The organism is Enterococcus sp. DIV1298c, assembly GCF_017316315.1.
In the GTDB taxonomy this organism is placed as follows: domain Bacteria; phylum Bacillota; class Bacilli; order Lactobacillales; family Enterococcaceae; genus Enterococcus_B; species Enterococcus_B mangumiae.
Map to the genome: position 1 here is coordinate 1 of NZ_JAFLWG010000025.1, position 25,342 is coordinate 25,342.

Consider the following 25,342-nt stretch of genomic DNA (forward strand, 5'->3'; position numbering starts at 1 on the left):
AAAAATGAAAAAGCCATTTTCTATTTTTCTTACTTATGCCTCTGTGCTGATCGCGCCTTTCACGACCTCTAATAAACGGTGTTCGAAAGCCAACTCCTACGACATTAAGTCGAAAGTTGAAAAAATATGGAGAGCTATTTTCCCAACTTCCGCCTTAATGCTTGGAGCTAAACGGCTTTCTCACGACCTATCTGGCACAAAGCTTTCTCTTACTACTAAACGGGTGGGGTAGGTTAGGATGATTGGTTCGTCGCGGATTTGATCGATTCTTTCGACGGCTAAGCGAACGGCGGCTTTGCCGATGGATTTGGCATTGATTTGGACGGTGGTCAATCCAGGTGTTAATTTACTGGCTGCTTCAATGTTGTCAAAACTTGCGATCACGATGTCTTTGCCGATGTTCACTTGATATTTTTTCATCGCGCGGTAAACACCGATCGCCATCGGATCGCTGCCAACAAGCAGAGCGGTTGGAAGTGGATCGGCAGTTTGAATCAATTCTTCTGCTAGTCGTTCGCCGTCTTCTTCTGTCCAATTTCCAAGGTAGTGGGTGCTGTAGTCTTGTAATTGATGATCGGACATGAAATGTAGATAGGCACGTACACGTTTTTCATCTTGATTGATCGTTTTGCCTCCTCGTTCATCCATATCGACTTGATAGCCTCCGATATAAGCAATCCGTTGGTGGCCATTTTCTAAAAATAATTCTAAAACAGCTTTGGTCATTCGTTCCAGATCACCATAAACCATATCGACTTCTTGTTGGATGTCAGGGTTATCGACGACGACCAAATGCTGATTTTGTACTAATAGATCAGTGATCGATTGTTTTGTCACTGTTCCTACTACAATGATCGCACCTAATTGATCCAAATCTTTCCATTCTTTAGGATCATCTGAGAGATTGTAGATCCGATTCATACCGATATGCAATCGATTGGTTTCTTCTTCCAACCCCATACGTAATTCTTTATAATAAACATCTTGTTCTTCGCTCGCTTTGCTGATCGTAGAGATCACACCAATCGAGGGCATTCGCTTTTTGATATATTTTCGTTTATTGATATCATAGTTTAATTTTTCAGCAACTTCAAAAATCCGTTTCTTTGTTTCCGGTGCGACATGGATCGTCTTGTCTTGATTCAATACGCGTGAAACAGTTGCTGGAGAGACATTCGCTTTTCTTGCGACATCACGAATCCCAACCATAAATAATCACTCCCTAAAAAAATCTAAAAAAGTTATTGACAAATTTGTTTAGTAAACAGTATACAGGAGTTAGCTGAAAAGTAAACGGTTTCTAAAAATTTGTGAGGTGAAAAAATGAAGAGACGATCATTGATTGAATTTGATCCAGAAACAAATGTCTTCCATTTGTCGAATACATTGATTTCTTATGTGATGAAGATTGAAGAATCTAACGTGTTGAGCCACGTTCATTTTGGGAAGAAAGTGAGTAACTATTCTGGCAATAAAAAGTATCCGAGAAGAGATCGCGGATTTTCCGGGAATGTTCCTTTGCACGAAGAACGCGCCTTTTCAAAAGATACGTTGCCACAAGAATTTTCTGGACATGGAAGTATGGATTATCGGATACCGGCGACGATCATTATGCGTGAGAATGGGTCAAGCTTGCTTGATTTAAGATATGAAACATATCAAATCCTTCAAGGCAAACCAAAGCTTGCAGGGTTACCGCAAACGTATGTGGTGGATGAGCAGGAAGCACAAACGTTGTGTATCACGTTGAAAGATCGAGAGTTACCGATTTACGTGGACCTTTTTTATACCATTTATGAACAACGAGGGGCAATCATTCGTTCTGCCAAGTACCGTAACCAAACTGGTCAAACGATCTGGCTGGATAAAGCAGCCTCTTTTCAATTGGACTTGACGAATTCAGGAAGATTTTCTGAAGTGATTGCTTTACCTGGAGCACATGCAAGAGAACGTTTGATTTCACGGCAACAGATCACCGACGGAGTGAAAACATTTGAAAGTCGGCGAGGGAGCAGTAGTCATCAAATGAATAATTTTATCGCTTTGACACATTCGCATACGACAGAAACTCTTGGAGAGGCGATTGGTCTGCAGTTTATCTATTCTGGTAATCATGCGTTTGAGATTGAGAAAGATCAAATCGATCAATTAAGAATCGTTGGCGGCATCAATGCCTATCAGTTCCAATGGCAGATTTTAGACGAAGACGAGTTCCAAACTCCTGAAATGATCCTTTCTTATTCTGATGAAGGACTAAATGGAATGAGCCACGTACACCATGCGTTATTGCGCGAACGAGTGGCTCGTGGGAAGCATCAATATGAACCACGTCCGATTTTAGTCAACAACTGGGAAGCCACTTATTTTGACTTTACTAGCAAAAAGATCGAAGCACTGATCGATGAAGCAGCAGATTTAGGCATGGAAATGTTCGTATTAGATGATGGCTGGTTTGGCAAAAGGGATGCGGACACTTCTTCTTTAGGTGACTGGTTCGAATATGAAGGCAAACTGGCGAATGGGTTGAAGGGAGTGGCGGATTATGCGCATGAGAAAGGACTTAAATTTGGCTTATGGGTTGAACCTGAAATGATCTCGATGGATTCGGATCTGTACCGACAGACACCAGAATATTTGATGCAAGAACCAAATCGCGCACCTGCAGCCTCACGATCACAATTTGTCTTGGATTTCACACGAAAAGAGGTCCGGGATTCGATCAGTCAACAATTACGAAAGATTTTCGATAAGGTACCGATCGATTATATCAAATGGGATATGAATCGCTCGTTATCAGATGTTTATTCTGCATACGTTGAGAATCAAGGAGAAGTCTATCACCGCTACGTTCTAGGTTTATATGATCTATTAGAAGAGTTGACCACCACTTATCCTGATATTCTTTGGGAAGGCTGCTCAGGTGGTGGGGGACGTTTTGATGCAGGAATCCTTTACTATATGCCGCAATCATGGACGAGTGATAATACTGATGCAGTGGAACGTATCGACATCCAATATGGAACGAGCCTTGGTTACCCGATTTCCTCAATGGGTGCACACGTTTCAGCGTCACCCAATCACCAAAGCGGCCGTGTCACAGACTTAAAGACAAGAGGAGATGTGGCAATGAGTGGTGTCTTTGGCTACGAACTCGACTTGACTGTGCTAACACCACAAGAAAAGGCAATCATCAAGAAACAGATCACCCTGTATAAAGAAATACGCCAGACGGTTCAACAAGGGAGATTTGACCGCTTAGTGAATCCTTTCGAACAAAATATTGCGGCATGGCAGTTTATTTCTCCTGATAACAAAGAGGTCGTTGTGTTTATGGCTCGCAGATTGACCTCTGGACAACCGCCTTTTCAAGAAATTCGCTTAGTCGGTTTAGCGGAAGGGATGTATCGTGAGAAAAAAAGCTCACTGATTTATTCAAGTTCGGAGTTGATGACGATGGGGCTGTATCTCCCAGATTTTTATGGAGATTTTCAGACAGAAATGTTGCACTTTGAAAAAATAGCTACAGGAAAGGAAGAAGAACATGCAAGCATTGATTGATTGGTTAGATGATCCGCAAGTGTTTCGAGTGAATCAACGAGACGCACATAGCGATCATACGGTCTATGGTTCAAAAGAAGAAACGAGGAGTCAAAGTTCCCTCATACAGTCATTGAATGGCGAGTGGCGGTTCTGCTTTTCCGAAAATGCGGAAAAACGACCAAAACATTTTTTTGAAAAGGATTTTGATGATCGTTCCTTCGGTCAGATCCAAGTGCCTGGTCATATTGAACTAAGTGATTTTGATAAGATCCATTATATCAACACGATGTATCCTTGGGAGGGACATGAATTTCGTCGACCTGCGTATACCACTGCTTCAGAACAGGAAATGGCAGGGATGTTCTCCCAAGCGGAAGAGAATCCAGTGGGTTCTTATGTCACAACGTTCCAATTAGCCGAAGGGTTGCAAGGTAAAGATGTGACGATCCGTTTTGAAGGGGTCGAACAAGCGATGTATGTATGGTTGAACGGTCATTTCGTCGGCTATGCGGAGGATTCATTTACCCCGTCCGAATTTGATTTGTCGCCTTATCTGGAAGAGGAGAATCGTCTGGCTGTTGAAGTCCATAAACGCAGCACGGCAGCGTTCTTAGAAGATCAAGATTTCTTCCGTTTCTTTGGGATCTTCCGAGATGTCGTCTTGATTGCGCGGGGAAAGAATCATTTGGAGGACTTATGGTTGCGTCCAAAATTAGACGATACGTATCAAAAAGGAAAATTAGACGTATCCTTATCTTTTGAAAATATCACAGATGAGAGTCATTTACGGATCAGGGTGCTTGATTTAAAACAGCAAACCATTTACGAAGAAGAACATTTGCTCACTGAAAAGATGGAGCTTACCATGGATATCGGTGATGTGACCTTGTGGGATCATTTTTCACCCAATCTTTATACGTTTGAAATTGAAACAAGTGATCATGATGGCGTAACTGAATACGTCGAGTATCCATTCGGTTTTCGAACAATCGAATTAAAAGATAAAGTGATGTATCTTAACGGGAAACGCTTGATCATCAATGGCGTCAATCGCCATGAATGGAGTGAAAAGACAGGGCGTGCGATCACCTTGGCTGATATGGAAAAAGATCTAACTATTATCAAAAATGCCAATATCAATGGAGTGCGGACGTCTCATTATCCAAATCAAATTCCTTGGTATTTTCTCTGCGATCAAGCGGGAATCCATGTGATGGCAGAAACCAATTTGGAATCACACGGTTCATGGCAAAAAATGGGGGCATTTGAACCTTCATATAACGTACCAAGAGGGATACCACAATGGCGCGAAGTGGTTTTGGATCGAGCGAAAACCAACTTTGAGACGTTCAAAAATCATACGAGTATCTTGTTCTGGTCGTTAGGCAACGAGTCGTATGTAGGTGAGAACATCCGCTTGATGAATGAATACTTCAAAACAGTTGATCCAGATCGCTTAGTACATTATGAGGGGAATTATGTCGATCCCGCATTTGAATCATCGGTTTCCGATATGAAAAGCAGTATGTATGCGTCACCTGCGGCAGTGGCTGATTATTTGGAAAATCAAGCGGATAAACCTTATATCTTATGCGAGTACATGCACGATATGGGAAATTCGTTAGGTGGCTTAGGTTCTTATATGGCACTATTAGACAAGTATGAGATGTATCAGGGTGGCTATATTTGGGACTTTAAAGACCAAGCCATTGAAGTACTTGATCCAATCACGAACCGTAAAGTCATGCGCTATGGCGGCGATTTTGATGATCGTCCAAGTGATTATGAGTTTTCAGGAAATGGTATTGTTTTTGCAAATGGACAAGAAAAACCAGCATTACAGGAGGTAAGATACTATTATGGCAAATACAGCTCCTAAATTAAGGGTGATCTACGGCGACTGTACCTTAGGGATCAAAACAGAAGCTAAGCACTATATTTTCTCTTATACACGAGGCGGTTTGGAATCCCTCAAAAAGCATGGGAAAGAATGGCTTTATCGCGAGACGCAACCGACATTTTGGCGTGCGTTGACGGATAATGATCGTGGTAACGGTTTTTGTTATCGCTCAAGTATGTGGCTTGGGGCTGGGCTTTATCTGAAAGTAGCAGCGATCAAAGTCAAAATCGATGAGCAAGCGATCGAGTTGCCGATCGCCCCTGTCAACAATCGCTATAGTAATCAAGAATATGCCGATTCAGTCGAGATCACATTCACCTTAGCTGTCAACACCACCCCTCAGACGACGGTCGATATGACTTATCGTGTGGATGAAGGAGGAGATCTTCAAGTCAAGATGATTTATCATGGCAAAAAAGGGCTGCCTGAACTACCAGTACTAGGATTTCGGATGATCATGCCGACAAAAGCCACTCATTTCGAGTATGAAGGGCTGTCAGGCGAAACTTATCCTGACCGGAAAGCCGGTGGCGTACCGGGTGTGTATCATGTCGAGGGATTACCGATCCCGCCTTACTTGGTTCCACAAGACTGTGGTGTTCATATGGATACTAAGTGGGTAGAGATCACTCGAAATACTACGTTGAACAATGCCGATAAAAGCCAGGATGAATTTTCATTACGTTTTGAACAAGCTGATCAACCTTTTGCTTTTGCGGCGTTACCGTTCAAAGCAGAGGAGTTGGAACAGGCAACACACATGGAAGAGCTGCCCCCTGAACGTCGAACGGTTGTTACGATGTTAGCAAAAGTCCGAGGAGTCGGTGGTATTGATTCTTGGGGAGCGGATGTAGAAGAACCGTATCATATCAGTGCTGAAGAAGATCACGAATTCAGTTTTATCATCAGGTAAGAGCGTTAGTTGAAAGAAGAATAAACTCCCTCTAAACATCTGATTAAGGATGTTTAGAGGGAGTTTTTATGATCGGTAACGTGATCGTAACAGAAGTGCCAACGCCGAGGACAGAATCAATGTGCAATCCATAGTCTGCACCGTAAAGTAATTGGATTCGTTCGTGCACATTTTTGCTTCCAATGCCTGAAAAGTAATCCCTATTTTTTGGTGACTGTTCTGTATCATAGCCATCACCTGTGTCTACGACTTCAAATGTCAAGGTATCTTCTCTGATCATGGCATATAAAGTGATAAAGCCACTTTTCTTTAGCTGAAATGCGTGTAAATAAGCATTTTCAATGATCGGTTGGATGATCATGTTAGGCATATACAAGGAATAAAGTTCTTCAGGAACCATGATTTTTGTTGAGATCGCCTCACCATAACGCAGAGTCAAAATCGCAATATAGCTTTTCACACTTTTTAATTCTTCTTCTACAGGGATGATCTCATTTTTATTACCGATCGTACTTCGTAAAAGATCGATAAAACTGTCGATGCCGGAAACGGCTTTTTCATTTTCTTGCTGCCAAACTAAAAATTTAAGACTAGTCAGCGTATTATAAATAAAATGAGGCTGGATCTGAGCCTGCATGGCTTGGATCTCCAATGCTCGTTTTTTCTGTTCATTTTGTAATGATTGTGTATGGTTATCACTGATCGTCGTCAATAGCTGGTTGATCGTAGTGGACAATGTTCGGATCTCATACGTACCTTGGACTGGCACAGAAGTAGCAACCGGTTCTTTGATTTGCTTCAACGAATCCACCAATTGATAGATCGATTTGGTGTTGCGATTCAAATAAATATAGACGACGATTCCGCCTAAAAATAGGATCGCGATATTATAGAGAATGATTGGCAGGATCACGCCCATCTGATCAGCAATCGAATGGACATTGACCTCACTGACTAAGGCAGAGTTTTGCCGATAAAGTGGCAAACGTGTGATCCGTTGGTTCGCTTTTGTCAACGTTTCGTTTTCGTTCAGCTGATCAAAGGAATCAAACGTCGTCCCGATTCGATGCGCCAGATTAGAAGCAAAGATTTTTTTGTCATCTGTCACAAAATCGATCTGAGTGATTTGCGGATCGACGGACTGACTGAATATTTTTGCTAGTTCATCAGAGGTGATCGCAACGACCGCATAGCCATAAGTTTGATTCAATGTGGATCTAAGCTTTTTGATGAACAAGACACTCGGTGAATGTTTGTCACGTTTCGTTAGTCCAAACTGGGTAAAGACCATTTGTGTTGCCGTTGGATTCGCATTGACTTTCTGGATCAACTCTAACTGAAAAAAATCATCGGCAGTGAGATCACTCACCATGTCATTACTGATAAACATCCGACCATTTTCACCAAAAAGAAAAATATCATCTTTGATGTTTGGAAAAATCGGTGCTAAGGAATCATTCATTTTTTGTACCGTTCGTAGTTGATTGATTTTTTCCAAAGTTGTTTGTTGGCCTTCTTTAAAATAACCTTCTACCGCAGAACTCTCAGCCAATAAGGTCAACGTATTCTCTATATTGTCGTTCAATGTTTCAAAATCATGTTGGATCTTTTGTAAGGTCATGCGATTGGATTGATCGAATTGTTCAATATAAGCTTCCCTTGAACGGTGGTAAATGAACAAAGAAATAGTAGCGGCTTGCGCGAACAAGGCGATAAAAAGAATAAGCAAAAGCTTGGTCAACAGCTCATGTTCTCTTAGTTTTTTTATCATACCGTCAACATCCCTTTACGGTATTGCGAAGGAGTCAAGCCAGTTTCTTCTTTGAATACCCGCGAGAAATAACCAATCTCTGTAAAACCGGTTTGTTGACAAATATCACTCAATGAGAGATTGGACTCTTTCAATAACATTTTCGCTTGATTGATGCGGACTTTTTTCAAGTACTTGGTAAAGTTGATCCCATATTTTTCCGTAAAGATCGTCGATAAGTAACTATAAGAAAAATGATACTTTTCGGACAAGGTCTGTAGACTCAGATCTTGATGATAATGATCTTGCACATAGTCATAGATCAACGTCAAAACATCCGAATTGTCTTTTCTGAAGGTAGTAGTCACTTCACGCAATAGTTTTGTCGTATTATTGACGATCACCACCAATTCCTCCCAATTGTCTGATTGGGTGATCTGGGCTGGGATCGTGATTTTTAAAGTCATGATTTCTTTTCTTTTTTCATGTTCCTCAGCGATCGCATTGATCAAGGCATAGAGTCGATTGATGATCTCATGTTTTAAATAACTTGGCTGTAACCGTTGCTCGAGTACATTTTTCATATAGCTTTCCAATTCTTCGATCGCAGATAAAAAATCTTTATTCATGATCTTTGTCAAATAGCTTTTTGTTTGTTGTTCATAAGAAGATAGAAGCGGTAATAATTGTTCTTCAGAAATCAAAGATTGCTCATTGAGATAAAAGCATTGCCCGTTGCTTTTTTGTTTCAACGAAAGAAAAGCAGGATAAATATTTTCAAAGGTAAGTTCTCCAGATAACACATAAAGACAAGAGTCCTTCTGATGATCTTCCTGAAAGCGGGTGACAAACTGTTCAAAGGCTTCCCTTGAATGAGCGTTGATCAGATAACCAACATCATTGGCGGTCGTAAAATAAGGGAAGACGGATACATCCTGATTCGTATATCGTGGTGCTTCAGCACTTAATTCCTGGCTACGACGATGTTTTTCTGCTGGTTTTTCTTCGCAATACACTAAGAAAAAAGCGTCGTGTTTGAATGGTTTACGTGTAATCCCCGTATCAAGGGAAGAACCCGCTAAATAATTGCTGATTGCTTGACTCGTTTTTTCAAGTTCTGACAAACGAGGTTTCTTTACTTCTGCGGATTGCTCTACAAGACTTTTCAGAGAAGCTAGAAATTCACTAGGATTCAATTTTGGTTTTAATAAATAATCCGAAACGCCCTCTTTAAATGAATCTTTGACCAATTGAAAGTCATCATAGCTGGATAGCACTAAGATTTTTGCTTCGGGCTGTTCTTCCTTGATCAAGCGAGAAAGTTCAATCCCATTTAAGTCTGGCATCATCAAATCAGTCACGATGATATCAAGTGGCTCTTTTTTGATAAATTCAAGTGCTTCTAACGGTTTTGAAAACGCACCTTTTAACTGAAAGCCGTGTGTTGGCCAATCGATCAGGGTACTTAGACCATGGAGAATGGTCTGTTCATCATCGATCAATACGATATTTTTCAATGTTTTACCCCCTAACTCCATATTTGCGTAAATTAAAAATACTGGGAAACGTTTACAAATGCAAGTCTAAAATTCCAATCAAAAAGGAATCAGAGATCAAAATTGTACTTTTTTCTTATTTTAGGATATTTTTCTTAAGAACGATTATTAATAAAGAAAACGCTTGCAAGTCTGTTATGATAGGCGTGTAAGAAAAACAAACACTAAAAGGGTGGGGTAAAAAAATGAAACTAAAAAAATTATTCGCTAGTGCATTCGCCTTAACAGCAGCAGTCACACTTTTTGCCGGTTGCGGCAATTCTTCCAGTGATGCTTCCGGAAGTGAAGATAAAGTAACGGTCTGGGCATGGGATGAGGCATTCAACATCAAAGCCGTCAACGAAGCAAAAGAGTTTTATGAAAATGAGGATGTTGACGTGGAAGTAGTAACGATGTCCCAAGATGATATCGTGCAAAAATTGAACACAGCCTTAGCCAGTGGCAATACGGATGGCTTGCCGAATGTCGTGTTGATCGAAGATTATCGCATCCAAGGCTATTTGACTTCTTATCCAGATGCCTTTGCTGATTTGACAGATATTGTGGATGAAGACAATTTTGCTGCATATAAATTTGCTGTAAACAAAGTAGACGACAAAATTTATGGCGTGCCTTTCGACTCAGGTGTCACAGCTAACTTCTACCGAACAGATATCTTGGAAGAAGCAGGGTATTCAGAAGAAGATATGCAGAACTTGACATGGGATGATTATTTACAAGTCGCAAGAGATGTCAAAGAGAAAACAGGGAAAAAAATCTCCGAAGTCAATCCTTCTGATTTAGGACGTGTTCGGATGATCATGCAACAAGCTGGTGAATGGTATACATCAGAAGACGGTGAAACTGTAACGATCGAAAACAATGAGTCATTAAAATATGGCTTAGAGTTATTTGCGGCCTTGCTGAAAGAAGATCTAGTCGAACAAACATCTGACTGGAATGCGGGAGTTACAGCAGTCCAATCAGGCGCAGTTGCTTCGACACCAACGGGCGCATGGTACTCATCGACGATCCAAGGTGCAGAAGATCAATCCGGCAAATGGAAGATCGCACCGATCCCAGCATTGCCTGCTAATATGCAAAAAGCCCAAGCTTCCAACTTAGGTGGCGCAGGCTGGTATGTCATCAAAGGCGTTGCTGGTGAAGAAAACGCAAAAGATTTCTTGCAACAGACATTCGCAACGAATGAGGAATTGATGGGTAAACTAGCAGAAGAGATCGGTTTAGTATCGACGATGTTAAGCGCAAATGACCAAGAAGCATACCAACAACCGTCAGAGTTCTACAGTGATCAAAAAGTCTTCGATGACTTTTCAAAATGGACAGCAGAGATTCCAGAAGTCAACTATGGACATGAAACGTATGCGATCGAATCTGTCGTTGCTGAATCACTAAGCAGAATCATCAACGGAGAATCAGCAGATAAAGTGTTAGCAGATACGCAGAAACAAGTGGAAGCGCAGTTAGCAAATTAACAAGATAAACTATAACGAAAATTCATTCGCTATATCTTCAAACAGCTCGTTCGTTGTTTGAAGATATAGTGTGTTACTAATCGATGAAGCGGATAGTGAGTAGCATATTTTTTTAACTCTTGTCCTTTATGACTGAATAAATGGTGTACAACATAACCTTCAACACTGAGATAGAAAATTGCAAAATACGAAAAATTATTTTTCAATTTTCTATCTTACTGCTTAGGTCAATGCAGTTTTTCAAAATGTATGGGTGACTGAACCAGCTGCTGAAGAAAGCCTGCCAAAATTTCGGATGAGAGAGTGTCTACATTGTCTGAATTTTGTGAAACGTGATATTTCTTCTATGTATGTGCAATGAAAGTGGGGAATAAAATGAAACAAAAGGATCTATTTAGAAATGGCAATGCGTTTTTAGTACTTCCAGTGATCATGATTTCGATTATGGTTTTTGTCCCAATGGGATTGGCGTTGATCACTTCTTTTCAAAGTGGTCCTCCTGTAAATATGACCTTCAACGGTTTAGGAAATTATCAACGGATGTTGGGCGATTCGACTTTTCGTAAAGCATTTTTCAATACTTTTTTATACTTATTAGTACAGGTTCCTGTCATGTTGTTTTTGGCATTGTTCATTTCTAATCTGTTGAATGATAAAAAATTGAAGTTCAAAGGATTGTTTAGAACAGCAATTTTCTTACCATGTATCACATCAATGGTCAGTTATTCATTGATCATGAAAAGCTTATTTTCTCAATCAGGTCTAGTGAATAATCTGTTGGTTGGGATTGGCTTGATCGATAATCCGATTGGTTGGTTGACACACCCATTTTGGGCAAAAGTGCTGATCATCATTTCGATCACATGGCGCTGGACAGGCTATAATATGATTTTCTTTTTATCTGGTATGCAAAATATCGATCCAGAGATTTATGAAGCCGCAGACATTGATGGTGCCTCAAGATGGCAACAGTTCATAAAAATCACGATCCCGAACTTAAAACCGATCATTTTGTTTACATCAATCACTTCAACGATCGGTACTTTACAATTATTTGATGAGGTTCAAAATATCACAGGCGGTGGCCCGGCAAATGCAACAACGACATTATCTCAATATATCTATAATTTGAGTTACAAGTTTACGCCGAATTTCGGTTATGCCGCAGCGGTTTCTTTCGTCATCGTCGTATTTATCGTCTTATTATCCATTATTCAAACGAAAGTAGGGAGTGAGAAACAATGAGAGAATTGACAAGTACGCAACCACGTTCGGTCGAAAAAAAGCAAGTAAGTATTTCACGCTTATTATTAAGTATTTTTAAGTATACATCCTTGATCATTGTGTCGTTTATTTCAATTTTCCCGTTTGTCTGGATGATTTTAGGCATGACGAATACAGCGGTCGACATCAGTTCAGGAAAACTGATGATTGGTGAAAATCTAGTCATCAACTTTCAAAATCTTTTTTCGAATGATTTGAATTTTTCTCGTTCATTACTGAATTCTGCCTTGATTGCTGTCGTGACAACTGTTTTCGCCTTATTGATCTCTTCCATGGCGGGCTATGGCTTTGAGATCTATAAGAGTAAAAGAAAAGAGTATGTGTTCAATATTTTACTACTTTCGATGATGGTTCCTTTTGCAGCATTGATGATTCCACTCTATCGGATGTTTTCACAATTGAATGGAACGATACTAGGAATCAATAGCTTTTTAGTTGTCATCTTACCTTCAGTGAGCACCGCTTTTTTGATTTTCTTTTTCAGACAAAATGCAAAATCATTTCCTAAAGATTTAGTGGAGGCGGCACGATTAGATGGACTCAAGGAATTAAGTATCTTCTTTCGGGTTTATTTACCAACAGCCAAAAATACGTATGCCGCAGCAGCGATCATCACATTTATGAGCAGTTGGAACAATTACCTTTGGCCATTGGTCGCTTTGCAATCTCCAGACAGAAGGACAGTTCCTTTAGTATTGTCTGCCATGGGCGCTTCTTATACACCAGATTACGGGATGATCATGAGTGGTCTTGTGATTGCGACCTTACCAACCGCCCTTGTCTTTTTCATTTTGCAAAAACAATTTGTCCAAGGGATGATCGGCTCAGTAAAATAGGGCTGAAATATCTTTTTCATAAAAGATCATCTGAATCCTATAAAATTTCCTATCAATAAATAATAGTAGCAATCACAAAATTTTAAACATGTTTATAACTTTTGTTATTTAAAAACATCTTCAATATAAGTGATAAAAACCAGAAATAGTTTATATGTTTTTGGTTTTTATCGCTTTTTATTGCATTTAAGCCTTTTTTGAAATGAAATAAGCCTCGTTCATTATATGGTTCACATTATTTTAGTTAGTTGATCGATGTTTTTTATTATTCTTTTTAGAAATCTTTACATAAATTTGATATCGCTTCCTTTTTTTCTCGTAAACTTACTTTTAATCAGGTAAACTAGAAGTAAAGGAGGAGGATACATGAAGAAAAATTTTAAAGAAGTAATCATTGCGATCATGCCTATGACAATATTGATCGTTATCCTGACCTTTGTGTTTGCACCTTTAGATGCTGAAACCATGGGAAGATTTGTTCTTGGAGCAATCATGATGATGGTTGGCATGAGTCTCTTTTTATTTGGTGCTGATTATTCGATGATGGAAGTCGGTGACTTGGTCGGCAAGTATATGATCAAAAAGAAAAGTCTACCGATAATCATTAGTCTGGGGTTTCTGATTGGGATCGTGATCACCATCGCCGAACCGTCTGTGCAAGTATTAGGTCAGCAAGTCTTCGATATTTCTGATGGAGAGATCGGTCGTGTTTTATTGATCGGCATCGTTAGTGTGGGAACTGGGGTATTCCTAGCCTTTGCGCTTTTACGTGTCATATTCAAGCTTTCTTACTATAAATTGATGGTGATCGGTTACTTAGCCGTACTTATCGCTTCCTTTTTCACGAGTAATGAATTTATGCCAATCGCTTTTGATGCAGGTGGAGTGACGACAGGACCTGTGACAGTTCCTTTTATTTTAGCATTAGCTGGTGGAATGACGAGTATGATCCGCCAAGGAAAAAATGAAAACGATAGCTTCGGGATGGTCGGTATTGCGTCACTCGGTCCGATTTTAGCTGTCATGATCCTGGGGGTGATCTTCCAGTGAGCTTTTTGATTACTTTTTTTGATGGTATCGGTCAAGTCGGATATGAGGTCGTTCTCGCTGTGGCACCGATCGTCCTGCTCTTTGTGCTGATGAATTTTCTTTCGTTCAAAATGAGAAAGAAACGCTTTTTAGATATCATGAAAGGTTTTTTGATCACAACGATAGGATTGATTTTATTTTTACATGGGGTAAATGTTGCATATGTTCCTGTAGGGCAGCATCTTGGCGGAGCAATTGCTGCGTTAACGAATAATCAGATCCTCATTCCTTTAGGTTTTGTGATGGGCTTTTTAGTTGGCTTTGCAGAGCCGGCGATCCATGTCATGGTAAAGCAAGTGGAGGAATTGAGTGAAGGAAGGATTCATGCAAAAGTGATGTTAGCAGTGATCTCAATAGGGATCGGTCTGGCAGTTGGCTTATCTATGTGGCGCCTATTAGCTGGTTTTTCTCTCTACTATTTCTTGGTTCCTGGTTATGGCTTAGCTTTTGTCTTGGGGGCAAAAGTGGATAAAATTTTCCTCTCCATGGCTTTTGATAACGGAGGAGTTGCCACAGGGCCGATGTGTTCGACCTTCATTTTGTCCATGAGTGTGGCGATCGCGACACAAATCGACGGGCGAGATCCAATCATTGATGGCTTCGGCGTTGTCGCAATGATTGCTTTGACTCCGATATTATCAACCTTAGTTTTAGGCTTCATCTATAAGCAAAAAGATAAAAAAGATCAAAAAAACAAAGAAAAATTACAGAAATTGGAGGAACAACAATGAACGATTTGGTCGCGCTGAATCTTGAAATGATCGTTACGATCGTTGACGGCGGTATTGGAGAAGATGTAATTGATTATTCAAAAAAAGCTGGCGCATCAGGTGGAACGATCTTACATGGACGAGGCTCAGGTGTCCATGACACAGGTAAATTTTTAGGATTGGATATCTCACCAGAAAAGGATGTTGTGTTGACATTAGTTCCAGATAGCTTGACGAACGAAGTGATGGATGCCATCGGAAAAGGAATCAAGATCGATATTCCAGGAAATGGTATTTGCTTTAGCATCGATATCGATAAAGTGATCGGTATCACGAAAATCCATCAGTATCGTGAAGTCATTGAAATGAAAGAATTATTAGAAGATAATTGAGCTTAAAGCTTGATGAGAGACGAACTTTTTCGTGAAAAACGAAGAGAAAGTGCCGTTTGTTCTCGTTAAGCTTTTATTTTACTCATTCGTAATACCAATCAAGATTAACCAAAAAATAAGATTTTATGAAATCTCCTGCATATTCCCACACAAACCGTTGAAAATATGCTATTTTGTAGTAGAAAAAGGGGGAGAAGAATGAATTTTTTAGTTGTTTTAAAAGATGCGAGCCTCAAGCGTTCGACATTCATCTATACACAAATCGATGAACAAAAAACAGTATTGCATTTTTCGCCGGAGTTCCATTTAGAAGGGTTGACGATCGGGGAAATCTACGAAAAAGGTGGTATAGAAGCTGCGAAGCAATTTTTTGCTCAAGAACTCCAACTCCCACTGAATGACTATCTTGAAGTATCATTAGCTGAGTGGGATAAAGCAGTCGCAGAACTTTTTCCTCAAGGAATCAATGTAGAGACAGATAAAGCGGAAGTACATTTAACCGTAAAAGATCTGCAAAGTCAGATGCGTTATCGAATCGATGAAGAGGGATCTCTTTCGATTTTTCAGCGGCAACAAAAGATCTTAAAAAGTTTTTTAAAACAAATCAGCCGAAAACGGAATTTGTTTAAAACAACTCAGTTATTAAAAAAATATCCAGAGTTATTACAAACATCGATCCAGTTTCCACAATTACTTTCATTGATCCGTCGCTTTGTTCGCTTGAAGGAGATCCAATCCAAAAAGCTCACATTGCCTTTACAAGATACCTTTCGGGTAGTAAAACGCGAAGATGAAAAAAAATTGATCGTGATCGATTTTATGCGCAATCGTCAAGTGTTGCAACAAATGGCGATGGAAAAGGCCAACTGAGGCTTTTTCTTTTTGAAAAAAAGAATGGAGAAATACAATGGGACCTATCTGGTTACAGCGAGTGATGAAAGCTCAACAAAAATACCAACAAGTGATGAAAGGAAGGTACGCACGTCTTGACCAATTGAATCGTTTCTTTTTGATTCTAGGATTACTTTTCTTTGTGGTTAGATATTGGCTGCCTTTTAATTTAGGCTATCTACTTTTCTTTGTTTTTGTTTTCCTAGTCATTGGACGATTTAGCTCAAAGAAAATCTATGTCCGTACGAACGAAAATCAAGCATATTTAAAAAAGACAGTCACTTTCAAGAATTGGTTGTCAAAAATGAGAAATAAAATGACACGTCAGTCCAAGCAACCAACTTCTACTACCTATACGATCTTTCCATGCCCAACTTGTCAACTCAAACAACGGGCGCCAAAAGGGAAAGGTGAGATTCGAGTGACTTGTAAGAAATGCGCTACGCAATTCACAACAAAAGTATAAGAAGTTTAACGGAACGATAGCTAGTTTGATAAGAGGAGTAAAAGAATGATCGAGAATTACATTTGGGATTTTGATGGCACATTATTTGATACGTATCCGGCAATGGTCGAGGGTGCGTTCCACGCATTAAATGATTTTGGTATCGAACGACCAAAAAATGAAATTTATCGTGTGATGAAGCAAGAATCAATGAGAAAACTGCGGGAAAGCTATCAGTTAGAAGAAGTGGCTTTTAATCAGCTATTCCATGAGTATGAACGGCAATATCAAGGCATGTCAGCACCATTCAAAGAGACGGAAATGGTTTTACGTCACTTGAAAGAAAGTGGCGCAAAACATTATATTTTGACGCATCGTGTCACGGCTTCTACATGGGAACTTTTAAAAAACTTTGATTTAGCTGATTTGGTTGAAGAGGTGATCGGTATCGATCAAGGTTTTGCAAGAAAACCAGCACCTGATGCTATCCTTCATCTGATCGACACATACAAGATGAAGCTAGAGAAAACGATGATGGTAGGGGATCGCAAACTAGACATCGAGGCAGGGATCAATGCGAACGTCTCCACTTGTTTATATGATATCGATCATTTTTTAGGAGAGATACCTGCAGATCACACCGTTGCCAATCTAGCGGATATTTTGATGATCAAAAAGAATACAGAATAAGTATCCCCTTTCAACTTTAGTTATGCTATAATTTAATCAGAGGAGTGATAAAATGGAAATTAGAAGACAAAAAGAAGTAGTAGAAGCCTTTCATTATGATTTTTTAAAGCCTGATCAAGAGGTACAAACAGACTTAAAAGTAGGTTTCTCACCACTAAAAGAGACAATTGAAAACTATCCGAAAGAACATAGCATCGTGGGTGCACGTTTAGAATTTCGTTTAGTATTTGATACATATGTGTTATCTGGAAGCGTTAGCCAAATCAACCATATCTTGAATCGTAAGGTCCAAGATCAAAACGACGTGACACAAGAAGAGGTCGATGAATTAGTTGCACCACTTTTTGAAATGGTCAAACGTCTTGCATACGAAGTAACAGAGATTGCTTTAGATGCACCAGGAGTAAAATTGAACTTCCAATCAGAAAAAGCAGAAACAGAAAAGGCAGAAAATTAAACAAAAAACACCAGTGATAGTTATTAGCTATCACTGGTGTTTTTTTCTATTACTAATTGTAAGCAAAAGTAAGGAAAAATTTCGGAAAATAGTCTAGAATGAATTAGTCACTGAAAAAAATATTTTCAGGAGAAGAGCTGAAGAGTTCTTCTCGGGAACCTTTACTTCCTTAGATGGACTTGTCATTACAAATTAAGAGGAGGATGAAAATGACAACACTCATCACAGTTTTAGTGGTTCTAGTTTTTGCGGCATTATTATATGTGTTTTATCGTATGCAAAAGCGCCATGCAAAATTTTCAACACGGGTTTACACAGCGTTGGCTGCCGGTATTGTATTCGGGGGCGCGTTGCAACTGATTTTCGGAGTAGAAAATGAGGTCATCACACAATCGATGGATTGGATCAGTATTGTTGGGAACGGCTACGTTAGTTTCTTACAAATGTTGATCATGCCTTTAGTCTTCGTTTCGATCGTTGCAGCTTTTACAAAAATGAAAGTATCTGAAAAACTGGGTAAAATCAGTGCAACTGTACTGACAACTCTATTAGCGACAACTGCTATTTCAGCATTGATCGGTATCGGCTTGACGATCGCCTTTGGTCTTCAAGGCGCAGAATTCACTCAAGGCGCAGCTGAAACTGCCCGTATCTCTGAATTGGCGGCACGACAAGAAACAGTGGAAGGGTTAAGTATCCCACAACAAATCTTGTCATTTATTCCTAGAAATATCTTTGCAGATCTTGCCGGAACTCGTGCAACAAGTACGATTGCGGTAGTTATCTTCGCTGCATTTGTTGGGGTTGCTTACTTAGGGATCAAAAGAAAAGCACCGAAAGAAGCAACATTCTTTGCTGATATGATCGATAGCTTGTACCGCATTGTCATGCGTATCGTGACGTTAGTCTTGCGTTTGACACCTTATGGCGTGTTCGCATTGATGACTAACGTGATGGCAACAAGTGACTTTGATGCAATTCTTAACTTAGGGAAATTTGTATTAGCATCTTATCTGGCATTGTTTGCAGTCATGATCGTTCACTTCTTGATCTTGATGGGTGTGAAGGTCAGCCCAATCGACTATTTGAAAAAATCATTTCCAGTACTAAGTTTTGCGTTTACTTCCCGTTCAAGTGCAGGTGCTTTGCCATTGAACATCGAAACACAAACAAAAGCACTTGGTGTGGATGAAGCAACAGCAAACTTCGCTGCCAGCTTTGGTTTATCGATTGGTCAAAATGGATGTGCGGGTGTTTATCCAGCCATGTTAGCGACAATCGTCGCACCAGCAGCTGGAATGAATGTCTTCAGCTTAGAATTTATCTTGCTACTTGTAGCCATCGTGACAATCAGTTCATTTGGGGTAGCTGGTGTCGGTGGTGGAGCAACATTTGCCTCATTGATCGTTTTAGGTTCAATGAACTTACCAGTAGCGATCGTTGGTTTAGTTATCTCAGTTGAACCATTGATCGATATGGCTCGTACGGCAGTCAATGTAAGTGGTAGTATGGTAGCAGGTATTGTTACTAGCGCACGTATCCATGATCTTGATCGCGACGTTATCAAAGACGAAGCAAAAGTCGTTGACGTGAATGCTTAATCGTTAAAATGAAAAGTGAGAGCGAAATGCTCTCGCTTTTTTTATACTACAAATATATTCCGAAAAGTGAATAGACGAAAAAATCATTTTAAATAAGCACTGATCAATAAGGTAACAAGACCTATCTAATGAAATTTTCATCCACTGGAAGATTATATATTGATATAATGTAATGTGTAAGCGTTCCATCCAGTCTATAGAATAGAGGAGGAAATTCATGACGACATTCAGCAGTAATTCTCAACAAGCCCAGCAGTCCACTTCTAAAATCAACAGTGCAACCACACCTTTACAACAATCAACATCGCTTCAAAATGACACACGTACCACGCTTATTGGCAATCAAGACATTCAAATTAGCCTCACATCCGCCAAAAACTTTGCCAGTCAAATCGCCTCAGCCATTTCAAGTGTAGCCAATCAGTTACAGACAATCGCCTCAGCCATTTCAAGTGTAGCCAATCAGTTACAGACAATCGCCCAAGTTTTTTCTACACTAGACACTCAGTTAAGTCGAGATCTTTTCAAGGAGAGACGATTGAATTTAATAGTAAAACTAAATTAGAAGTTCACTTTTCAAAACATGGTTCAGAAATGCAACAAGTTTTAAATAAAAATCACTATTCAATAGTTGAGTATTTAAGAGAGGCAAATCATGTGATTAAAGAGGGACAATTTGTCCCTGAAATGAACGGATATTTCAAACTGGTTGGTGGAGAAGGAAGTGCAAAGTATGCATTTGTAGGATTAGACAGAATAACTGGGAACATAACAACCTTGCACTTAAAGTCTGTAAAAGAACTCGTTAAAAAAGCACCTAGTTTAGGTTTGGAATAATAGGAGATGTTACAAAATGATTAATATAAGAAAAGTAAACTGGATAGATGAAGACTCAGGAGAAGCTGATATTTTACTTTCAGATGGCTTATATTCCATTGAATGTTTTTGTAGTGATTGTGATGTATCAGAAGGTGATATGTTCACAGATATAATTTATGGATTTAACATCAAACACATTGTTAAAAGTTTAAATGAAGAATATACAGTACATAAAAAAACTGATTACTATCATGTTCAGGGAGAGCTTATAGATTTGAAAAACAAAATTCTTCAAATAGGAGAATTTAAAATCGATTTGTCAGATGGGGATATTCCAAAGGATATAAAACAATATGAATATTTAGAAGCTGATATTGCAAGAATTGATATTTACTAAGAAATGTACTGAACCAATGAAGATATAAATTGTAAAAATTAAAAAACTTAATAAACATAGTGGATTTTATGATGAAAATCTTATAAATAGCACCCATATTCCGATTGAGACACCATAAAAATAGAAAGAGGTATCTTAATGGATTGGTTAAATACTCTAAAAAATCAACAGAAAAATAAGAATGACAAGTTAGAGGCGGTGGGCTATATAAGGGACATTTTAGAATATGGTGATATTTCAAAGAATAATGCTAAGAAATTTATCGATATTCTGGCTGTCCAAGCTACGTTACAGGATGATGATATAAAGGAATTAATATTAGATGCAATATTAGAAGGGTCGAAAAATCCAAATCTTGAAAAGTCAATTGACTTAAATCCAATTATTCATCGCTTAACTGACTTCAATGATGAATGTTTGAGTTATATCTTAAGCTTGCTGGGAAATTCCGAGAATGTAAAATATAGACAAATTATTGAATCGTATAAAGGAAACTCGAGATTAAAAGAAGACGTTGAAGAAGCATTGTCAGAACTAGATTATCGAATAAAACATAATAAATAAAAATGATATATTATTGGCGAATTTGATGAAATATGTGGAAGTGAGGACTAATGTCAGTAGGATTATTTAAGTATGATGGAGATATCTATGAGGAAAACTCTGAAGTTATATTAAGTGAAAATATCTCCTCAGAACCATTTTATGAAAGGTATTGGGAAAAAGCTATAAAAGAATTAGGTATCAAATATATAAAAGATGGTGCGGAATTTGATCATACTAAATTAGGAGTTGTTATGGAAGAATTAGATTTACTGAAGAGCTGGGCGATAACAAATCTTCAAGGAGAAAATCAAAAATACATGACCGCTAGAATAGAACATTTAGAAAAAGTTATCCCTAGTTCTTTCATTTCAGAACAAGATATATTATATATTTTTTAAAATGAGACCGATGAGCTAACTGATTTTTTGCGCTCATTTACTGGTGAGTCATATAATTTATAACTACAGCAAATAATTTATACAAATGCTAGCATTCCAGTCTAACAAATCAGTGAATCACTTGATGAACGGTTATTGTTGTAAAAAACAACCCATAGAATCACTCATCATACTTAATAGGCTTGGTCTGTGAACCCACGAATGATTAGTTCTCCACCTAATTATAGATACAACTAATCAACGAATCCAAATGCAGAAAAAATTTGAGGTTATTAAGCTATGCATATGAATTATATTAAGTATCAATATTTATTAAGACGATTTGAAAAGCTTGAGAAATAGGGTGGAAAAAATTTTTGAGATGAAATTTAAAATAGTTAAAGATATTTATATAGAAAATTTTATCGGAGAATATGGCTATTTTAGTGTCACAATTGATAATGAACACTATGGGATTATCCTTGAAGAAGAAGTAGAAGATTTTACTGTATCTCTATACGATTGGTTTGACAGTTTTTTAAGAGCTTTAGAGATTTTAAACACAGAGAGCTATGTTTTGATTAATGATATTGAATCTTTTAATACGTGGATAGAAATTTATAGGGAGAAAGAAATTCTATCTATTAGTAAAGTTTCAGGTGCTAAAGTGGGTCAAGGAGGATGGATTCGCACAGAGAAACTTTCAAATCCGGATTATCAATTCTGGAAAGATAAAAAAATGCTATTCTCTGACTTCAGAACAGAAGTATTAGAGAAATCAGAGTATTATTTATCAGAAATAATTAAACTAAATTCTTTGCAAAATAAAAACATTCGCAACTTTAAAAAATTAGTAGAGAAATTGAAATTATAAACCTTAGAAAAATAGTAAGCATGGTATTTCAAGTTAAAAAAATCATCACATGAATGAATCCTACTGATGGTTTTACATACATATTCAACTCCTGATCCATAGTCTATGAAGAGAAATCATGAGATGATAAAAATGTTTTAGATTGAAAACTACTACCAAGCGTATGTAAAGTTTATAAATCAACATGACTTTTATTTCACCGATTGAATTTAAAAAAAATGGGAATAGACAGTTAATAGCCATTGATAGTGAGGAATATATTGTTTCATTTGCTGACCTATCTTTGGATAAGGAAAATTCAAGGTTAAGTAGAGGTAGATATGAAGACTAGTGAATGATTTTTTGTAAAGTCATAGGGTTTAAGATTACGTTGGCACCTCATAGTAAGTATCAATGACTTTACTTTTAGATAAAATAATAAATACAGCAATACTGATTAAAGATAGTAGTTTAAGAATAGACTTCGCTGAGAGTTTGAAGGAGTAATTAGAGGATTCAAAGATACATGAGAACCAGTTATTGATATATCGACAAATAAAATTGTTCATTATAATTTTGTAAATAAATGGGGTGAAAAATGATAAAACTAAATCTAAAATCTGAGAATGAAAGAATTAACGGACAAGTAACGTATGATGAAAAGGATGGAAATTTAGATTTTAATCCTAGATCAAATGCAGATATTTTATTACTTATCAGTTATATGAATATAGGTTTTGATTCTATTCAAAAGTCTGCTAATCAAGTTTGGGGATACACGCCGAAAGAAAGTTGGATTAAAAAAGATTTACTTTTACCTTTACATATTCAGAAAGGGAAAGTTGAACTAGAAGAGAATTTAGAATCAGGTTCATGGAGGCTAGATAAAAAAGAAGTGTGGCTTACCTATTATGACTTAAAACAAAATTGGTTATGCTTTGGAGACTTCATGCATGATAACAATGATAGATGTGTAGAGTTTCTTGAGAATGTGCTTGCTGTGGTCGATAATGATCAGTGTCTAAAATCGTTATGGATTAAACCATATTTTAAATAAAAGTCGAAGAACGGCAACAAACAAAAAATTCCCATTAGAAATACAATATAGCATCATAGAAGATTGAGCTAATTAAAATTTATATTTATGGTGTGCCAATAAGTAGGAATTATCTAATGATGATTTGAAAAATGTATCAATCGGCTCTTCTGATATTTTAAAATGGGGAAGAAAAAGTTATGAAATAAATTAGCTGATAAAACACCATTTAATTATATAACTACTGTAAGAGAAAGCTTTTTACAAGGTCCAAATGGAGGTGTTTAAATTGAGTCGGTTTAGGATGGCGTTGGCGTATTAGTAGTAAATATTTAAGGTGGGAGATACGTGAATTTATTCGAAAAAAAACTTATGAATCAGCAATAGAATTAAAAGAGAGCTTAGGAAAAAAATCTTTCTTACTCGGCGAAAATATAGCCGAAAGCAACCAATTTATAAAAATTAGTCATAGTTTAATTGACGTAGGATTTATATACGATGATTTGGGATTAGAACCTCAGATGTACCTATCAACTAATTCAAATAAAGTATTTTTAGGAATAAATAGTCTTTCCGCATGTTTAGATTCTGCAAATCTGTCGGTGTCTTTTGAAGAAAACTTACCTTCTCTATTGTATGAAATAATGATAGATCCGAACGCTAAATACATTGTGTTTATTTGTGAGCTGGATATACTCGTTTACGAAAGCAGTGGATCATTATTATGGCATATTGGATTCAGAAATATTGTTAAAGATTATTATTTAAAGAGGAATGACTCGATCGTTATTGAGTGTGAAGATGGTGATATAACAATTTTTTCTTTAGAGTCAGGGAAAATAAAATGAATAGATCAAATCGTTACCCATTTTGTCTTATCTTTTCAGTAGTATGATAAGTATAAATATAGAATTTGACTCTATTCAAAATCTAAAAGGAAGATTATAGTGAAAGAAAAACAACTAGCAAATATCTTACAATTGTACGACAAACAACAAATATTTAAAATTGCAGACTTCTTAATTTCAGAAATAGATAAAGATAACCTGCAAGATACAATAGATTTCGTAGTTTCTAATAATAGTTACGATAGTAATTTTAAAGAGGTGATGTATGAAGAAGATGAATACGACAGAATATTTTTAGAAGGTAATCAATATTTATTAGCTAGTTCTGAAGGGGAAGTAACGATAATAGATATGATAAGTGAGGCTCATGGGGTTAGTACAAAAGATACCCGAGTAAAATTTATTGAAGAAAGTTTTATCAGGCTAATCACGAATAAAGAAGAAACACTTGACTGGATAAAAAAATATAGGACGTATAGGTAACGCAAATTAGTGGATGTTTTTTCTGTAACGATCAATGAGCTGAAGATACATAAATAAAAGCGAATAAAAAAGTATCGTGTACTACCCCTATTACATTGAATATGGCTTTAAGGGCTATACTATAAAAAACTGATGTTTAAAAGTAAAGAAGTTGTAGATTTCAACCTAAGAATTTCTGCATTAATTAGATGGTTCATTATTAATTGGAGTAAAGATGATGACAGAAAAATTTAAAATTTTAATCAATGAGCAAGAAATAGATGAGTTGATGGAAACTTTTTTTGTGCAGCTAATAGAAATCTAAACAAGTTATTAAATTTATTATCTAATAAGGAAGGATGGGGAGAAGAGGTTATTTTTTGAAAATGATTTAGATGACTACGATATGGCACAATTGCCTAAGCCGCTAGATGATAAACATGTATTGATTGAGCTGGCTTCTCCAGCTGTAGAA

The 25,342-nt window shown here is 37.6% G+C and carries 25 protein-coding genes; 22 read left to right on the forward strand and 3 right to left on the reverse strand.

Annotated features, from left to right (window positions below; all coding sequences use genetic code 11):
* Positions 1-180: 180 nt before the first annotated feature.
* Entirely contained in the window at positions 181-1,209 is a 1,029-nt protein-coding gene (locus tag JZO83_RS06715; protein ID WP_207115329.1) for a LacI family DNA-binding transcriptional regulator, read from the reverse strand.
* A gap of 114 nt (positions 1,210-1,323) precedes the next feature.
* On the opposite strand from JZO83_RS06715, the gene JZO83_RS06720 reads away from it, so the two are divergent.
* From JZO83_RS06720 to JZO83_RS06730, 3 genes are read left to right on the forward strand one after another with little or no spacing between them, the layout of a single operon-like run.
* Entirely contained in the window at positions 1,324-3,558 is a 2,235-nt protein-coding gene (locus tag JZO83_RS06720; RefSeq protein WP_207115330.1) for an alpha-galactosidase, read from the forward strand.
* Positions 3,542-5,419 carry a glycoside hydrolase family 2 TIM barrel-domain containing protein gene (locus JZO83_RS06725; RefSeq protein ID WP_207115331.1) on the forward strand — a complete coding sequence of 626 codons (1,878 nt, stop codon included), beginning with the start codon at positions 3,542-3,544 and terminating at the stop codon, positions 5,417-5,419. Before JZO83_RS06720 ends, JZO83_RS06725 begins: the two co-directional genes overlap by 17 nt.
* Positions 5,400-6,353 carry a beta-galactosidase small subunit gene (locus JZO83_RS06730; protein ID WP_207115332.1) on the forward strand — a complete coding sequence of 318 codons (954 nt, stop codon included), beginning with the start codon at positions 5,400-5,402 and terminating at the stop codon, positions 6,351-6,353. Before JZO83_RS06725 ends, JZO83_RS06730 begins: the two co-directional genes overlap by 20 nt.
* A 43-nt stretch (positions 6,354-6,396) precedes the next feature.
* On the opposite strand, the gene JZO83_RS06735 is transcribed toward JZO83_RS06730, so the two are convergent.
* Entirely contained in the window at positions 6,397-8,124 is a 1,728-nt protein-coding gene (locus JZO83_RS06735) for a sensor histidine kinase (RefSeq protein ID WP_207115333.1), read from the reverse strand.
* Entirely contained in the window at positions 8,121-9,620 is a 1,500-nt protein-coding gene (locus JZO83_RS06740) for a response regulator (protein WP_207115334.1), read from the reverse strand. The genes JZO83_RS06735 and JZO83_RS06740 overlap by 4 nt, the downstream gene beginning before the upstream one ends.
* Before the next feature lie 224 nt (positions 9,621-9,844).
* Between JZO83_RS06740 and JZO83_RS06745 the strand changes: the two genes are divergently transcribed.
* The 19 genes from JZO83_RS06745 to JZO83_RS06835 all read left to right on the forward strand — a co-directional run bounded on the left by JZO83_RS06745 (position 9,845) and on the right by JZO83_RS06835 (position 24,888).
* Entirely contained in the window at positions 9,845-11,134 is a 1,290-nt protein-coding gene (locus JZO83_RS06745) for an extracellular solute-binding protein (protein ID WP_207115335.1), read from the forward strand.
* Between the two features lie 375 nt (positions 11,135-11,509).
* Positions 11,510-12,379 (forward strand): sugar ABC transporter permease, encoded by an 870-nt coding sequence (locus tag JZO83_RS06750; RefSeq protein WP_206856129.1) that lies wholly within the window; start codon positions 11,510-11,512, stop codon positions 12,377-12,379.
* Positions 12,376-13,254 carry a carbohydrate ABC transporter permease gene (locus tag JZO83_RS06755; protein WP_206856131.1) on the forward strand — a complete coding sequence of 293 codons (879 nt, stop codon included), beginning with the start codon at positions 12,376-12,378 and terminating at the stop codon, positions 13,252-13,254. The genes JZO83_RS06750 and JZO83_RS06755 overlap by 4 nt, the downstream gene beginning before the upstream one ends.
* 366 nt (positions 13,255-13,620) lie before the next feature.
* A complete protein-coding gene (locus JZO83_RS06760; protein ID WP_206856134.1) occupies positions 13,621-14,304 on the forward strand; it encodes a DUF1538 domain-containing protein in 684 nt (227 codons plus the stop codon).
* Entirely contained in the window at positions 14,301-15,074 is a 774-nt protein-coding gene (locus JZO83_RS06765; RefSeq protein ID WP_207115336.1) for a DUF1538 domain-containing protein, read from the forward strand. Before JZO83_RS06760 ends, JZO83_RS06765 begins: the two co-directional genes overlap by 4 nt.
* Positions 15,071-15,445, forward strand: coding sequence for a P-II family nitrogen regulator (locus JZO83_RS06770; protein ID WP_207115337.1), 375 nt, complete (start codon positions 15,071-15,073; stop codon positions 15,443-15,445). The genes JZO83_RS06765 and JZO83_RS06770 overlap by 4 nt, the downstream gene beginning before the upstream one ends.
* Before the next feature lie 198 nt (positions 15,446-15,643).
* Positions 15,644-16,315, forward strand: a complete 672-nt coding sequence (locus JZO83_RS06775) for a hypothetical protein (protein ID WP_206856142.1) — start codon at positions 15,644-15,646, stop codon at positions 16,313-16,315.
* Between the two features lie 37 nt (positions 16,316-16,352).
* Positions 16,353-16,802, forward strand: a complete 450-nt coding sequence (locus JZO83_RS06780) for a hypothetical protein (protein WP_207115338.1) — start codon at positions 16,353-16,355, stop codon at positions 16,800-16,802.
* A 48-nt stretch (positions 16,803-16,850) separates the two neighbouring features.
* A complete protein-coding gene (locus tag JZO83_RS06785; RefSeq protein WP_207115341.1) occupies positions 16,851-17,471 on the forward strand; it encodes an HAD-IA family hydrolase in 621 nt (206 codons plus the stop codon).
* Positions 17,472-17,523: 52 nt separating this feature from the next.
* Positions 17,524-17,928 (forward strand): DUF1149 family protein, encoded by a 405-nt coding sequence (locus JZO83_RS06790; protein ID WP_206856149.1) that lies wholly within the window; start codon positions 17,524-17,526, stop codon positions 17,926-17,928.
* A gap of 209 nt (positions 17,929-18,137) precedes the next feature.
* Positions 18,138-19,529 carry a cation:dicarboxylase symporter family transporter gene (locus JZO83_RS06795; protein ID WP_206856151.1) on the forward strand — a complete coding sequence of 464 codons (1,392 nt, stop codon included), beginning with the start codon at positions 18,138-18,140 and terminating at the stop codon, positions 19,527-19,529.
* A 217-nt stretch (positions 19,530-19,746) separates the two neighbouring features.
* Positions 19,747-20,094 carry a TIGR04197 family type VII secretion effector gene (locus JZO83_RS06800; RefSeq protein WP_207115339.1) on the forward strand — a complete coding sequence of 116 codons (348 nt, stop codon included), beginning with the start codon at positions 19,747-19,749 and terminating at the stop codon, positions 20,092-20,094.
* Between the two features lie 29 nt (positions 20,095-20,123).
* Positions 20,124-20,366, forward strand: a complete 243-nt coding sequence (locus tag JZO83_RS06805) for a hypothetical protein (protein ID WP_207115340.1) — start codon at positions 20,124-20,126, stop codon at positions 20,364-20,366.
* 16 nt (positions 20,367-20,382) lie between these two features.
* Positions 20,383-20,745: a hypothetical protein gene (locus JZO83_RS06810; protein WP_206857207.1), complete on the forward strand. Its 363-nt coding sequence runs from the start codon at positions 20,383-20,385 to the stop codon at positions 20,743-20,745.
* 138 nt (positions 20,746-20,883) lie between these two features.
* Positions 20,884-21,309, forward strand: a complete 426-nt coding sequence (locus JZO83_RS06815; protein WP_206857209.1) for a hypothetical protein — start codon at positions 20,884-20,886, stop codon at positions 21,307-21,309.
* 50 nt (positions 21,310-21,359) lie between these two features.
* Positions 21,360-21,689 carry a hypothetical protein gene (locus tag JZO83_RS06820; RefSeq protein ID WP_206857211.1) on the forward strand — a complete coding sequence of 110 codons (330 nt, stop codon included), beginning with the start codon at positions 21,360-21,362 and terminating at the stop codon, positions 21,687-21,689.
* A 343-nt stretch (positions 21,690-22,032) separates the two neighbouring features.
* Entirely contained in the window at positions 22,033-22,542 is a 510-nt protein-coding gene (locus JZO83_RS06825) for a hypothetical protein (protein WP_206857213.1), read from the forward strand.
* A 577-nt stretch (positions 22,543-23,119) separates the two neighbouring features.
* Positions 23,120-23,578, forward strand: coding sequence for a hypothetical protein (locus JZO83_RS06830; RefSeq protein ID WP_206857214.1), 459 nt, complete (start codon positions 23,120-23,122; stop codon positions 23,576-23,578).
* Between the two features lie 926 nt (positions 23,579-24,504).
* Positions 24,505-24,888 carry a hypothetical protein gene (locus tag JZO83_RS06835; RefSeq protein WP_206857215.1) on the forward strand — a complete coding sequence of 128 codons (384 nt, stop codon included), beginning with the start codon at positions 24,505-24,507 and terminating at the stop codon, positions 24,886-24,888.
* Positions 24,889-25,342: the final 454 nt, after the last annotated feature.

What these genes read in the sequence shown, in the direction of transcription:
- JZO83_RS06820 (WP_206857211.1), top strand. Translation starts at nt 21,360, where the DNA reads ATGTCAGTAGGATTATTTAAGTATGATGGAGATATCTATGAGGAAAAC.
- JZO83_RS06720 (WP_207115330.1), top strand. Translation starts at nt 1,324, where the DNA reads ATGAAGAGACGATCATTGATTGAATTTGATCCAGAAACAAATGTCTTC.
- JZO83_RS06830 (WP_206857214.1), top strand. Translation starts at nt 23,120, where the DNA reads ATGATAAAACTAAATCTAAAATCTGAGAATGAAAGAATTAACGGACAA.
- JZO83_RS06755 (WP_206856131.1), top strand. Translation starts at nt 12,376, where the DNA reads ATGAGAGAATTGACAAGTACGCAACCACGTTCGGTCGAAAAAAAGCAA.
- JZO83_RS06750 (WP_206856129.1), top strand. Translation starts at nt 11,510, where the DNA reads ATGAAACAAAAGGATCTATTTAGAAATGGCAATGCGTTTTTAGTACTT.
- JZO83_RS06790 (WP_206856149.1), top strand. Translation starts at nt 17,524, where the DNA reads ATGGAAATTAGAAGACAAAAAGAAGTAGTAGAAGCCTTTCATTATGAT.
- JZO83_RS06730 (WP_207115332.1), top strand. Translation starts at nt 5,400, where the DNA reads ATGGCAAATACAGCTCCTAAATTAAGGGTGATCTACGGCGACTGTACC.
- JZO83_RS06780 (WP_207115338.1), top strand. Translation starts at nt 16,353, where the DNA reads ATGGGACCTATCTGGTTACAGCGAGTGATGAAAGCTCAACAAAAATAC.
- JZO83_RS06725 (WP_207115331.1), top strand. Translation starts at nt 3,542, where the DNA reads ATGCAAGCATTGATTGATTGGTTAGATGATCCGCAAGTGTTTCGAGTG.
- JZO83_RS06715 (WP_207115329.1), bottom strand. Translation starts at nt 1,209, where the DNA reads ATGGTTGGGATTCGTGATGTCGCAAGAAAAGCGAATGTCTCTCCAGCA.
- JZO83_RS06795 (WP_206856151.1), top strand. Translation starts at nt 18,138, where the DNA reads ATGACAACACTCATCACAGTTTTAGTGGTTCTAGTTTTTGCGGCATTA.
- JZO83_RS06760 (WP_206856134.1), top strand. Translation starts at nt 13,621, where the DNA reads ATGAAGAAAAATTTTAAAGAAGTAATCATTGCGATCATGCCTATGACA.
- JZO83_RS06735 (WP_207115333.1), bottom strand. Translation starts at nt 8,124, where the DNA reads ATGATAAAAAAACTAAGAGAACATGAGCTGTTGACCAAGCTTTTGCTT.
- JZO83_RS06805 (WP_207115340.1), top strand. Translation starts at nt 20,124, where the DNA reads ATGCAACAAGTTTTAAATAAAAATCACTATTCAATAGTTGAGTATTTA.
- JZO83_RS06800 (WP_207115339.1), top strand. Translation starts at nt 19,747, where the DNA reads ATGACGACATTCAGCAGTAATTCTCAACAAGCCCAGCAGTCCACTTCT.
- JZO83_RS06745 (WP_207115335.1), top strand. Translation starts at nt 9,845, where the DNA reads ATGAAACTAAAAAAATTATTCGCTAGTGCATTCGCCTTAACAGCAGCA.
- JZO83_RS06775 (WP_206856142.1), top strand. Translation starts at nt 15,644, where the DNA reads ATGAATTTTTTAGTTGTTTTAAAAGATGCGAGCCTCAAGCGTTCGACA.
- JZO83_RS06815 (WP_206857209.1), top strand. Translation starts at nt 20,884, where the DNA reads ATGGATTGGTTAAATACTCTAAAAAATCAACAGAAAAATAAGAATGAC.
- JZO83_RS06770 (WP_207115337.1), top strand. Translation starts at nt 15,071, where the DNA reads ATGAACGATTTGGTCGCGCTGAATCTTGAAATGATCGTTACGATCGTT.
- JZO83_RS06810 (WP_206857207.1), top strand. Translation starts at nt 20,383, where the DNA reads ATGATTAATATAAGAAAAGTAAACTGGATAGATGAAGACTCAGGAGAA.